12 protein-coding genes are annotated in these 11,528 nt (G+C 73.0%); 8 read left to right on the forward strand and 4 right to left on the reverse strand.

What is annotated here, in order from left to right; all coding sequences use genetic code 11:
* Window positions 1–95: 95 nt before the first annotated feature.
* The 3 genes from K2224_RS36400 to K2224_RS36410 form a co-directional block, all read right to left on the reverse strand.
* The gene (locus tag K2224_RS36400) at window positions 96–2,021 is read right to left on the reverse strand and encodes a beta-N-acetylglucosaminidase domain-containing protein (protein ID WP_221911375.1); all 1,926 of its coding nucleotides are present in this window, start codon (window positions 2,019–2,021) and stop codon (window positions 96–98) included.
* Window positions 2,022–2,173: 152 nt separating this feature from the next.
* A complete protein-coding gene (locus tag K2224_RS36405; protein ID WP_221911376.1) occupies window positions 2,174–2,365 on the reverse strand; it encodes a DUF6126 family protein in 192 nt (63 codons plus the stop codon).
* Window positions 2,366–2,432: 67 nt separating this feature from the next.
* Window positions 2,433–3,062, reverse strand: coding sequence for a helix-turn-helix domain-containing protein (locus K2224_RS36410; protein ID WP_221911377.1), 630 nt, complete (start codon window positions 3,060–3,062; stop codon window positions 2,433–2,435).
* A gap of 198 nt (window positions 3,063–3,260) precedes the next feature.
* On the opposite strand from K2224_RS36410, the gene K2224_RS36415 reads away from it, so the two are divergent.
* From K2224_RS36415 to K2224_RS36425, 3 genes are all read left to right on the forward strand, one after another.
* Complete coding sequence (locus K2224_RS36415) at window positions 3,261–3,692, forward strand: ribonuclease (RefSeq protein ID WP_221911378.1); 432 nt, start codon at window positions 3,261–3,263, stop codon at window positions 3,690–3,692.
* A gap of 341 nt (window positions 3,693–4,033) precedes the next feature.
* The gene (locus K2224_RS36420) at window positions 4,034–4,699 is read left to right on the forward strand and encodes a bifunctional 4-hydroxy-2-oxoglutarate aldolase/2-dehydro-3-deoxy-phosphogluconate aldolase (RefSeq protein ID WP_221911379.1); all 666 of its coding nucleotides are present in this window, start codon (window positions 4,034–4,036) and stop codon (window positions 4,697–4,699) included.
* A 110-nt stretch (window positions 4,700–4,809) separates the two neighbouring features.
* On the forward strand, window positions 4,810–5,652 hold the full coding sequence (locus K2224_RS36425; RefSeq protein ID WP_221911380.1) for a transporter substrate-binding domain-containing protein: 843 nt from the start codon (window positions 4,810–4,812) through the stop codon (window positions 5,650–5,652).
* Between the two features lie 28 nt (window positions 5,653–5,680).
* On the opposite strand, the gene K2224_RS36430 is transcribed toward K2224_RS36425, so the two are convergent.
* Entirely contained in the window at window positions 5,681–6,061 is a 381-nt protein-coding gene (locus K2224_RS36430; RefSeq protein ID WP_221911381.1) for a VOC family protein, read from the reverse strand.
* Window positions 6,062–6,457: 396 nt separating this feature from the next.
* Here K2224_RS36430 and K2224_RS36435 point away from each other — a divergent pair, with 396 nt between their 5' ends.
* The 5 genes from K2224_RS36435 (at window position 6,458) to K2224_RS36455 (ending at window position 11,343) form a co-directional block, all read left to right on the forward strand.
* The gene (locus K2224_RS36435) at window positions 6,458–7,207 is read left to right on the forward strand and encodes an SDR family oxidoreductase (RefSeq protein ID WP_221911382.1); all 750 of its coding nucleotides are present in this window, start codon (window positions 6,458–6,460) and stop codon (window positions 7,205–7,207) included.
* A 167-nt stretch (window positions 7,208–7,374) separates the two neighbouring features.
* Window positions 7,375–8,094, forward strand: a complete 720-nt coding sequence (locus K2224_RS36440; protein ID WP_313904838.1) for a GntR family transcriptional regulator — start codon at window positions 7,375–7,377, stop codon at window positions 8,092–8,094.
* A gap of 392 nt (window positions 8,095–8,486) precedes the next feature.
* Window positions 8,487–9,473 (forward strand): sugar ABC transporter substrate-binding protein, encoded by a 987-nt coding sequence (locus K2224_RS36445; protein WP_221912177.1) that lies wholly within the window; start codon window positions 8,487–8,489, stop codon window positions 9,471–9,473.
* A complete protein-coding gene (locus tag K2224_RS36450) occupies window positions 9,470–10,537 on the forward strand; it encodes an ABC transporter permease (RefSeq protein ID WP_221911384.1) in 1,068 nt (355 codons plus the stop codon). Before K2224_RS36445 ends, K2224_RS36450 begins: the two co-directional genes overlap by 4 nt.
* Complete coding sequence (locus K2224_RS36455; RefSeq protein WP_221911385.1) at window positions 10,534–11,343, forward strand: ATP-binding cassette domain-containing protein; 810 nt, start codon at window positions 10,534–10,536, stop codon at window positions 11,341–11,343. The genes K2224_RS36450 and K2224_RS36455 overlap by 4 nt, the downstream gene beginning before the upstream one ends.
* Window positions 11,344–11,528 lie beyond the last annotated feature (185 nt).

An 11,528-nucleotide genomic window follows, 5' to 3' on the forward strand; every position in this document is an offset into this window, starting at 1 on the left:
GCCGGGGCCCGCCGCTTGCCTGACGGGCCCTCAGCGTAGGCGCCGGCCGCCCGCGCGGCGCGCAGGCGGCCCGTCGCCGGGCGCACGGGATCACCTCATTGCCCGCGCCGCCCGGCCAGCGCGTCCGCGACGAAGGTGTCCAGCACTCCGTCCCCGATCACCACCGGGATCCGCTTCCCCTTCATGTCGACGTAGACGTACGACTTCGCCTTCGTCACCAACCCCGGGATGCGCGCCCGCAGTTGCCGGGCGGTCGCCGTGTCGCCGGACCGGTCCGCCTCGATCAGCCGCAGCGCGTCGCGGGCCGCGACCGCCCAGGCCCGGGTGGCGTCCAGCCACGGCGCGGTCTCCCGGACGAAGGCGCGCCCGGGGAGCCGGTCGCGCAGCACCCCCGGTGCGTCCCGCAGATCGCGCAGCACCGCGTCCAGCCGCCGGGCGTCGCCGCCCCGGCGGAACCGTTCGAGGGCCGCGGAGAGTTCGGGCGCCTGCCGCGGGTTGATCGCCGAGGTGTAGTTGACGTCCGCGAAGGCCCGCAGGGCGCGGGCGGCCCGGGCGTCGCCGCCGGCCAGTTCGTCGATGGCGATGCTCCAGGAGGCCCGCGCGTCGTACGCCCGGTCGTTCCAGCTGTAGTCGGCGACGGTGGCCAGGGCCAGCTTGGACGCGGCCGGCTGGATCATCGGGTTCGCGGTGATGCCGGCCAGCCGCTCCGGCACCCCGGGCTCCCGCGCGTTGTACGGGGCGAGCATCAGCCGCTTGCTGACGTAGTCGTTGACCGGGTAGTTGTCCCAGAGCAGGATCGGGTGCCCGTAGAGATTCCGGGCCTGCCGGGCCTGGTCGGCGCTCATGGTCGGCGCGATCACGCCCACGCCCGTCCACTCCACCAGTACGTTGGCGTCCAGCTTGGCGGCGAGTGCCGCCTTGTAGGGCGTCGCCTTGAGGTCGGAGTACTCGGTGGGCACCATCTGCAGCGGCCGGGCCCCGGGGTGGCGGGCGATGAACTCCCGGTTGACGTGGTCGAGCAGCTGCGCCTGCGCGGTCCCGGCCGCACCGCCGCCGGTCCCGAACCGCTCCCTGTCCGCCGCGCAGTTCCACTTGGTGTAGCTGATGTCGTCCAGCGGCACCGCGAAGGTCCGCACCCCGATGTCCCACAGCGTCTGGAACTTCGCGGTCAGCGCCCGGACGTCGGAGGCCGAGCTGTAGCAGACGGACAGCCCGGGGGAGAGGGCGTAGGTGAACTCCACGTGCCGGGCCCGGGCCCGGTCCACCAGCTCCTTGATCTGGTCCAGCCGGTCCGCCGGGTAGGGGTCGCGCCACTTCTCCCTGAGATAGGCGTCGTCCTTGGGGGAGTAGACGTAGATGTTCATCTTGTGCCGGGCCGCGAAGTCCAGCTGGTCGAGGCGGGCGGCGTGCGACCACGGCGTGCCGTAGAAGCCCTCGACCACACCGCGCAAGGGGGTTGCCGGCCAGTCCCGTACGACGGTGCCGGGCACTCGGGCGCCGGGACGGTCGCGGTGCGGCAGCAGTTGGCCGAGCGTCTGGGCGGCGTAGTACGTGCCGGTGGCGTCCTTGCCGGCCAGCGCGATCCGGCCACGGGCCACGGCCAGTGTGTAGCCCTCCGCGGGGAGCCCGGCGGTGCCGCGCGCCCCGAGCCCGGCCAGGGTGCGGTCGGCGGCCGGCCCGTCCACGTAGACGGACAGCCGCCCGCCACCGGGGGCGGCGCGTGCGGTCCGTACGACGTGCTGTGCGCCGGCGTCCTTCAGGGCCCTGGTCACCAGCGCCAGCGCCGGGGCGTCGGTTCCCGGCCCGGCGACCAGGGTCACGGTCCGGGTGATCGTGAGGTGGTCGGAGCGGTCGTGGACGGACTGCGGGGCGGGGGAGAGGGAGGCGACGGCCGGCCGGGTCCGGTCGCCGCCGGGCCCATGGGCCGGCGCGGCGCCGGACGGCCCCGCCGGGCCCGCCAGCGGGATCACGGCGAGGGCCACGGCGAGGCCGCCGGCGGCCGTGGTGCGCGTACGGTGCATCCTTCGGTCCTCCTCGGTGCAGCGAGGTTCACGGACGAGTCTGGAGCGTGCGTCGCGCCGAGAGCGCGCGGCCGGGCGCGCGTCGGGCACGGTGCGGCAGCAGGGTTCACCCGATCGCCGGGCCGGGGCAAGGGGGCCGGGGTGCCCGGTCCCTATCGGGACTTGGCGAGGACCACCAGCAGGCTCATGAAAGCCAGCAGCGCGTGGGTGGCCACGACGTAGATGAAGACCCGTACGTACATGCCGCGCGGTGGCTTGTTCTCGACGTAGCGGCGGGAGGTCGGGGCGTCGGGCGCGCCGCCGGCCTCGGGAGTGGACGGGGCGGGGGTGGTGTGGTCGGGCACGGCGGACGGTCCTTCCCTTCCGGAACGGTGGACGGGGCGGCGGCTGGCGGACGGTCGACGGCGCGGTTCAGCCCGGGCGGCGGTGCGCGGCGCGGTCGCCCAGGCACAGCTCGGCGGCGCCGCTCTGCAGCAGCGTGTGCACGAACAGCAGCTCCGCGCCGCCGCGCGAGACGGCCGCCAGCCGGTGCGGGACGAGCGAGTCGAAGTGCGCGGCGTCCCCCGGCTCCAGTACGTGCACCGCCTCGCCGAGGGTGAGCCGCAGCCGCCCGGTGAGGACGTAGAGCCACTCCTCGCCGGGGTGCACCCGCACCAGATCGCCCTGCGCCCGCTGCGGTACGTGCACCCGCAGCGCCTGCATGGCGCGTCCGGCCCCGCCGACGGTCCGGTACGTCCAGCCGCCGGCCTCCGAGGGCTCGGCGCGGCCGGCCCGCACGATCGGATCGCGCTCCGGGGCGGTCTCGCCGAGCAGGTCGGATACCGTGGTGCCGTACGTACGGGCCAGGGCCAGCAGCATCGGGAGCGACGGCTGCCGCTGACCGGTCTCCAGCCGCGACAGGTGCGCGGGGGACAGCCCCACCCGCCGGGCCGCGGTCTCCAGCGTCAGCCCGCTGCGCCGCCGCAGCTCGCGCAGGCGCGGGGCCACGGTGGTCAGCTCCTCGGGGGCGGAGCCGGAGGGCGGATCGGGCAACTCGGTCATGTCACCGGTATAGCCAGCCTTCACCTCTGAGGCAAAAGTTTTGCCTGAGAGGCAAAAAAGCCCGCCGCCCGGAGAGGCGGGCGGGGCGGGGGCATTTCGGATGTTTGCGCCGACCGTGCGCGTCCCGTGTGAACTCCCGGGAAACATCGGGCTCTTGGGATTGACAGGGGCATGTCTACGCGCGTCATGCTGATGCGCATGAGAATCCCCCCACGGATGACCAGAATCGGCGCTGCCGGCGCCCTCGTTTCGACCCTCCTCCTCGGTGGCACGGCGGTCGCCGCGACCCCGGCCGCCACGGCGCACCCGGCCGCGGTGCGCACCGCGACCGTCCATGTGACGTCGGTCGGCAGCGTCTGCTACTCCAAGCTGCCGTCCCAGGCCCACGACACCCTCGCCCTGATCGACAAGGGCGGCCCCTTCCCGTATCCGAAGGACGGCACCGTCTTCGACAACCGCGAAGGCGTCCTGCCGTCCCAGGGCACCGGCTACTACCACGAGTACACCGTGGTCACGCCGGGCTCGCCGGACCGCGGTGCCCGACGCATCGTCACCGGTGAGAAGCAGAAGGAGGACTACTACACCGCCGACCACTACGCGACCTTCAACCTCGTCGACTTCGGCTGCTGAGGCCGGCGCACGACACCACCGCACGAGCGGTACACACGGCGGCCGGGGTGCCCACGCACCCCGGCCGCCGTTGTGCTCCCCCGGACACCGCGGTCCCGCCGGCCACTTCCCCCTCTCCTCCGCCCATTCTCGGCAGAAGGGGCGCACAGGGGCGCACCCCGAGAGAGGATTGTCGGTGGTTGGCGGTAGCGTTTCGGCAGAAACGAGGAATGGGCGGGCATCGGCGGCAAACGGGCCATGAGCGGTCGGCCGGCGCTGCGCGTCCCCGGACAGTGCTGGGTCAGTCGTGAGCCGCGCCCCCGCGGCGAGGCGTCGGAGAAGAAGAAGGGCGGCGAACTGCCGTGTATCGCTGGGAGATCACCCGGGCCGCACTGGCGCAGCGCGTTTTCGCCATCGTCCGCAGCAGGACCTACGACGAGGCGAGCGCCACCGCCGACACCCTGCTGTCGGCGGGCATCACGAGCCTGGAGATATCCCTGACCACACCGTTCGCCCTGGAGGCGGTCACCACCCTCTCCCGCGAACTCGGCGACGACGCGGTCATCGGCGCCGGCACCGTCCTTGATGCCGCATCGGCCCGGATGGCGGTCGACGCCGGCGCCCGCTATCTGGTCTCCCCGAGCCTGGACGCCGAGGTCATCCGCACCGGCCACCGCTACGGCGTCCCCGTCTTCGCCGGCGTCTCCACGCCCACCGAGATCGTGCGGGGCCTGGAGCTCGGCGCGGACGCCCTCAAGCTCTTCCCCGCCGCCGGCCACCACCCGTCCTGGGTCGCCGACGTCAGAGCCGCCCTGCCGCAGGCGCCGCTGGTGCCGACCGGCGGCGTGACGCCCGAGACCGCGCCGGAGTGGATAGCGGCCGGCGCCGTCGCGGTCGGCATGGGCGCGGCCCTCTCGGAGGGCGACCGCGAGACAGTGGCCAAGCGCGCCGCGGTCCTGCTCGCCCGGCTCGCCGACGCGGTGCCGCAGCCGGGCGAGGCCGGCCCGACGGACCCGTACGGCGGCTGACAGGCCGGCCCCTCGGCCGACGCCGTCCACGGGCCGGGCGGGGGCTTCACCGGGCGGCCGGGCTCTGCCACCCTGAGCGCTTCGGCCACCTGATCAGGAGTCAGCCCACGATGAAGCGCGCTGCGATCCTCCCCGCACTCGCCTGCCTGCTCGCCGTCACCGCCGCGGCCCCGGCGGCCTCGCACGCCTCCGCCCGGTCCACCGGCCCCGCCACCGCGGCCACCGCCCAGCGGGACCGGCGGCCGGCCACGCTCCTGGACGCCGTCCCGCAGCGCGGCGTGCTGCGGGTCTGCACCACCGGCGACTACCGCCCCTTCAGCTACCGCGACCCCGCCACCGGCGGCTACCGCGGCGTGGACATCGACATGGCCCGGGACCTCGCCAAGAGCCTGGACGCCAGGCCCCGTTACGTCCCGACGACCTGGTCCGGACTGGTCGGCGACCTGACCGCCGGCCGCTGCGACATCGGCGTGGGCGGCGTCTCGATCACGCTGGCCCGCGCCCGCTCGGTCTACTTCAGCGAGCCGACCCGCACCGACGGCAAGACCCCCATCGTCCGCTGTGCGGACCAGGAGAAGTACCAGACCCTGGCGCAGATCGACCGCCCCGGCACCCGGGTCGTCGTCAACCCGGGCGGTACCAACGAGCAGTTCGCGCGCGCCCACATCAAGCGGGCCACCCTCACCGTCCACCCGGACAACACCACGATCTTCGACGAGATCATCGCCGGCCGTGCGGACGTGATGATGACCGACGCCAGCGAGACCCGCTACCAGGCCAGGATCCATCCCGAGCTGTGCGCGGTCCACCCCGACCGGCCGTTCACCTTCTCCGAGAAGGCGTACGCGCTGCCCCGCGGCGACGACCAGTTCAAGGCGTATGTGGACCAGTGGGTCCACCTCGCCACCCACGACGGCACCTACCGGAAGTACGAGGACGCCTGGATGAAGTAGGCCGGCCGCGCGCGGGGGCGCCGGGGCTTCAGTCCTCCGCCGGCCGGCGGTGGCCCAGGACGTTGACCACCCGTCCGTCCGGGTCCTCGGCGAAGAAGCGGCGCACTCCCCACTCCTCGTCGCGCAGCGGGTGCACGATCCGCGCGTCGGCGGCCCGGACCGCCGCGTACGCCGCGTCCACGTCCTCGACCTCGATGCTCAGATCGGGGGCGACCGGCGCGGTCGCGTCGTGCGTCATGAAGGTGAGCTGCGCGGTGGGGTTCGCGGGGGAGGCCAGCGTCATCACCCAGCCGTGGTTCATGACCTCCTCGAAGCCCAGCAGCCCGTAGAAGGCGCGGTGGCCGGCCAGCGCCTCGGGGGCGCCGTCGGGGGCGATGTGGAGATCGGGGACGACGCGACGTACGGACACGGAAGCTCCTTGGCTCCTCGGCGGGCCGGGCCCGGCGGCGGACCGGTTGACGGGATGTTACGTGCCGGACCGGTCGGGGCGGGCCGATTCGGCACCAACTACCGTGGACCGGCCCCGGGTTGGGGTGGGCGCCCCGGAGTCTCCCCCGTCGTCTCCCGGGTGACGCGGCGGCCGTACGGGCGTCCAGGCCGGTGTCTGTGCCGGCGTCCCGAGCGGTGTCCCAACCGGCGTCCATACGGGCGGACGCGTCCCGACGACGGTGACCGCCGGCCCCCGACCGGCCAGGTATCCGGCCAGATGCCCCACACCACCGCACCACCGCCCCATCACCGGCCCAGCGCACGCCCCTCCCCTCCCCGTCCCTCCCTTCCCGCCCGCCCGACAGGAGCAGCCCCCATGCCGTCCCCCACCGACTCTCCCGAGTTTCCGGACTCTCCCACCGCGCCGCTCGCCCTCGTCACCGGTGCCACCCGCGGCATCGGCCGCGAGGTGTGCCGCCAACTGGCCGCGTGCGGCCACACCGTGCTGCTCACCGGGCGCGACGAGGACGCCGCCGGGCGCGTGGCCGAGGAACTGCGCGCCGGGGCGCGGCCCGGTACCGCGGACATCCGGCCGCTCCAGCTGGACGTCACCGACGACCGCGGCGTGGCGCGCGCCGCGGCCCGGGTCGCCGACACCTTCGGCCGGCTGGACGTCCTGGTCAACAACGCGGCCATCACCTACGACACCTGGCAGCGAGCCGCCACCGCCGATCTGGCGGTGGTCCGCGAGGCCGCCGAGGCCAATCTCTACGGGCCGTGGCGGATGGCCCTCGCCTTCGTGCCGCTGCTGCGCGCCTCGGCGCATCCCCGGCTGGTCAACGTCTCCAGCGAGGCCGGCTCGCTGGCGTCGATGGGTGGCGGCACCCCCGCCTACGCCGTCACCAAGGCCGCCCTGAACGCGCTGACCAGGATGCTCGCCGCCGAGCTGCGGCCGGACGGGATCCTCGTCAACGCGGTCTGCCCGGGCTGGGTGGCCACCGACATGGGCGGGGCGGGCGGACGGCCGGTCGCGGAGGGCGCGGCGAGCGTCCTGTACGCGGCGACCCTCCCCGACGACGGGCCGACCGGCGGCTTCTTCCGCGACGGCCGTCCGCTGCCCTGGTAGTCCCGCGCCCGGCCCGCCGCGTTCTCCGCCCCTCCGGACCCACGACCGGCCTTGTCCGGACAATGTGACCTCCGGACTTCCCGTCATCTGTGCGGGCGGATACGCTCGCGAACGTGGGGAAACGCGAGAGAGATGCCGGGGGCGCCGAGGGCCCCGTCCAGTTCAGCGTGGACCGGAACAGTCCGGTCCCGTTGTATTTCCAGCTGTCGCAGCAGCTGGAGGCCGCGATCGAGCACGGCAGGCTCGCCCCCGGCAGCCTGCTCGGCAACGAGATCGAACTGGCCGGCCGGCTCGGCCTGTCCCGGCCCACGGTGCGCCAGGCCATCCAGTCGCTGGTCGACAAGGGCCTGCTGGTCCGTCGCCGCGGCATCGGCACCCAGGTCGTCCACAGCCAGGTCAAGCGCCCCCTGGAGCTCAGCAGCCTCTACGACGACCTGGAAGCGGCCGGGCAGAAGCCGGCCACCCGGGTCCTGCGGAACACCACCACCGAGGCGGACGCCGAGATCGCCGCCGCGCTGGGGCTCGCCGAGGGCGCGGAGGTCGTGCTGATCGAGCGGCTGCGGATGACCCACGGCGAGCCGGTCGCCCACCTGCGCAACCACCTCCCCGCCGGGCTGCTGCGGCTGGAGACCGCCGACCTGGAGCAGACCGGCCTGTACCGCCTGATGCGGGCGGCCGGGATCACCCTGCACAGCGCCCGCCAGGCGGTCGGCGCCCGCGCCGCCTCCGCCGAGGAGGCCGCCCGGCTCGACGAGCCCGAGGGCGCCCCGCTGCTCACGATGCAGCGCACCACCTTCGACGACACCGGCCGTGCGGTGGAGTTCGGTTCGCACGTCTACCGCGCGTCCCGCTACGCCTTCGAGTTCCAGCTGCTGGTCAGGCCCTGAGTCGCCGGGCCGTACGGTGGAGCGGGACCGGAACGCGTCGACCGCTGGTCGTCAGAATGTTCTGACAAACCATTGACGTGGTTCGGCGGGCGCCGCTAGAACTCCTCCAGCCGCAATCCGGCGGCGGGGGAGCGAAGGCGGTCCACCATGATCAACGTCAGCACGGCCCGGCCCGGAAGCAGCCGGTCCGGAACTCTCCGAACATCTGCCGTCCCGCCCGTCCCGGTCGAGGCCGGGACCCCGTGAAACGGTACAGAACGCCGGTAACGGATACTTGGAAGGTTGCCCGGTCCGGTAGCCGGCCGGCTCCGCGGCGACACCAGACAGACCCGGGACAGCGACAAGAGCGGGAAAGGCAAGTCCTCGTGGCAAGGGTTCGAAGAAGAGGACGCATCGCGGCCGCCGTACTGGCGGCGCTGCTCGGCGCCTCCCTGGCGGGATGCAGCAGCACCGGAGGCAAGCGGGCGGAGGAGGAGCGCGCCGCGCAGACCGCCGGCGGCAAGGCCGCCGTGCACACCCCCCGGTGGACCTTCGCGATGGTCACCCACTCCGGAGACGGCGACACCTTCTGGGACATCGTGCAGAACGGTGCCCGGCAGGCCGCCGTCAAGGACAACATCAACTTCGTCTACGCGCACGACAAGGAGGCCCAGCGGCAGAGCCAGCTGGTGCAGTCCTACATCGACCAGAAGGTCGACGGGCTGATCGTCTCGCTGGCCAAGCCGGACGCGATGAAGGACGTGGTCCTCAAGGCCGAGAAGGCCGGCATCCCGGTGATCACGGTGAACTCCGGCGCCGAGGAGTCCAAGGCGTTCGGCGCGCTCACCCACATCGGCCAGGACGAGACGGTGGCCGGCGAGGCGGTCGGCGAGGAGCTGACCAAGCGCGGCAAGAAGAAGGCGGTGTGCGTCCTGCACGAGCAGGGCAACGTCGGTCACGAGCAGCGCTGCGACGGCGCCGCGAAGACCTTCAAGGGTCAGATGCAGAAGCTGTACGTGGACGGCACCAACATGCCCGACGTGGAGGCTTCCATCGAGTCCAAGCTCCAGGCCGACCCGTCCATCGACGCCGTGGTGACCCTCGGCGCGCCGTTCGCGCCCACCGCCGTCCAGGCCAGGGAGCAGGCCGGCAGCAAGGCCGAGGTCGACACCTTCGACCTCAACGCTCAGGTCGCCAAGGGGCTGGAGGACGGCTCCCTCGGCTTCGCGGTCGACCAGCAGCCCTACCTCCAGGGCTACCAGGCGGTCGACCTGCTGTGGCTGTACAAGTACAACGCGGACATGCTCGGCGGCGGCAAGCCGGTCCTCACCGGGCCCCAGGTGATCACCAAGAAGGACGCCGCGGCGCTCCAGGAGTACACGCAGCGGGGGACCCGATGAGCGCGGCCGACGCCCCGACCCGGAAGCCCGCGCCCCCCGGCGGCGCGGGCGACGAGCGACTGCTGCACCGCTCCCTGGCGCGCCGGCTGATGGGCCGCCCCGAGCTGGGCTCGGTGGTCGGCGCCGTCGCGGTCTTCGTCTTCTTCTCGCTGGTCGCCGAGCCGTTCCTGCGGCCCGCCAGCCTCTCCACGATCCTCTACGCCTCCTCGACGATCGGGATCATGGCGGTGCCGGTGGCACTGCTGATGATCGGCGGGGAGTTCGACCTGTCGGCCGGCGTCATGGTCGTCAGCTCGGCGCTGGTCTCGTCGATGTTCAGCTACCAGATGACCGCCAACACCTGGGTCGGCGTCGGGGTCTCGCTGCTGGTCACGCTGTGCTTCGGCGTCCTCAACGGGGTGCTGCTGACCCGGACGAGGCTGCCCAGCTTCGTGATCACGCTGGGCACCTTCTTCATGCTGACCGGCCTCAACCTGGGCTTCACCAAGCTGATCAGCGGCACCGTCTCGACCAAGTCCATCTCCGACATGGAGGGCTTCGCGTCCGGCCGCGCGGTGTTCGCCTCGCACCTGACCGTCGGCGGCGTGGACATCCAGATCACCATCGTGTGGTGGCTGGTGCTGGTCGCGGTCGCCACCTGGATCCTGCTGCGGACCCGGGCCGGCAACTGGATCTTCGCGGTGGGCGGCAACGCGGACGCGGCCCGGGCGGTCGGCGTCCCCGTGACCCGTACCAGGATCGGCCTGTACATGGGCGTCGCGTTCTGTGCCTGGATCTCCGGCCAGCACCTGCTGTTCTCGTTCGACGCGATCCAGTCCGGCGACGGCGTCGGCAACGAGTTCCTCTACATCATCGCGGCGGCGGTCGGCGGCTGTCTGATGACCGGCGGCTTCGGCTCGGCGATCGGTGCCGCGGTCGGCGCGTTCATCTTCGGCATGGCCAGCAAGGGCATCGTCTACGCGCAGTGGAACCCGGACTGGTACAAGTTCTTCCTCGGCGCGATGCTGCTGCTCGCCACGCTGCTGAACGCCTGGGTCCGCAAGCGGGCGGAGGCCGCCACATGACCGCACTCGTCGAACTCCGCGACATCAGCAAGTTCTACGGCAGCGTCAAGGCCCTGACGGGCGTGTCACTGGAGGTGCACGCGGGCGAGATCACCTGCGTCCTCGGCGACAACGGTGCCGGCAAGTCCACCCTGATCAAGATCATCGCGGGGCTGCACCGGCACGACGCCGGCACCTTCACCATCGAGGGCGAGGAGACCCGGCTCGGCTCCCCGCGCGAGGCCCTGGACCGCGGCATCGCCACCGTCTACCAGGACCTGGCCGTGGTGCCGCTGATGCCGGTGTGGCGGAACTTCTTCCTGGGCTCGGAGCCGACCACCGGCGTCGGCCCGTTCCGCCGGCTCGATGTGCACACCATGCGCGAGACCACCCGCTCCGAGCTGCTGCGGATGGGCATCGACCTGCGCGACGTCGACCAGCCCATCGGCACCCTCTCCGGCGGCGAGCGGCAGTGCGTCGCCATCGCCCGCGCCGTCTACTTCGGCGCCAAGGTCCTCGTCCTGGACGAGCCGACCGCGGCGCTCGGCGTCAAGCAGTCCGGGGTGGTGCTCAAGTACGTCGCGGCCGCCCGGGACGCCGGCCTCGGCGTGGTGTTGATCACCCACAACCCGCACCACGCCTATCTGGTCGGCGAGCGCTTCGTCCTGCTCAAGCGCGGCACCATGGCCGGCAGCCACCTCAAGTCGGAGATCGCGCTGGAGGAGCTGACCCGCCAGATGGCGGGCGGCAGCGAGCTGGAGCAGCTCAGCCACGAGCTGGCCCGCGGCGGCCCGACGGAGTTCCCCGGCGGTCACCGGCCGGAGTGAAAGCCCGGGGCGCGCCCCGGCCCGGCTCCCGGCCGGTACGGGGCGCGCCACCCGGCACCGCGGTGCGCCGGACGTCGCGGGTGATGCACAATCGCACCGGACCATCCACCGAGGCCCCGGCCTCCCCGAGACCCGCAGGGACGAGACGACTCTTGCGCGCACGCAGCCGTCGAGACCGTAACGGC

Source organism: Streptomyces sp. BHT-5-2 (genome assembly GCF_019774615.1).
In the GTDB taxonomy this organism is placed as follows: domain Bacteria; phylum Actinomycetota; class Actinomycetes; order Streptomycetales; family Streptomycetaceae; genus Streptomyces.

Excerpts from the sequence above, each read along its gene's own strand:
- K2224_RS36400 (WP_221911375.1), bottom strand. The coding sequence starts at position 2,021 with ATGCACCGTACGCGCACCACGGCCGCCGGCGGCCTCGCCGTGGCCCTC.
- K2224_RS36410 (WP_221911377.1), bottom strand. The coding sequence starts at position 3,062 with ATGACCGAGTTGCCCGATCCGCCCTCCGGCTCCGCCCCCGAGGAGCTG.
- K2224_RS36415 (WP_221911378.1), top strand. The coding sequence starts at position 3,261 with ATGAGAATCCCCCCACGGATGACCAGAATCGGCGCTGCCGGCGCCCTC.
- K2224_RS36425 (WP_221911380.1), top strand. The coding sequence starts at position 4,810 with ATGAAGCGCGCTGCGATCCTCCCCGCACTCGCCTGCCTGCTCGCCGTC.
- K2224_RS36435 (WP_221911382.1), top strand. The coding sequence starts at position 6,458 with ATGCCGTCCCCCACCGACTCTCCCGAGTTTCCGGACTCTCCCACCGCG.
- K2224_RS36450 (WP_221911384.1), top strand. The coding sequence starts at position 9,470 with ATGAGCGCGGCCGACGCCCCGACCCGGAAGCCCGCGCCCCCCGGCGGC.
- K2224_RS36455 (WP_221911385.1), top strand. The coding sequence starts at position 10,534 with ATGACCGCACTCGTCGAACTCCGCGACATCAGCAAGTTCTACGGCAGC.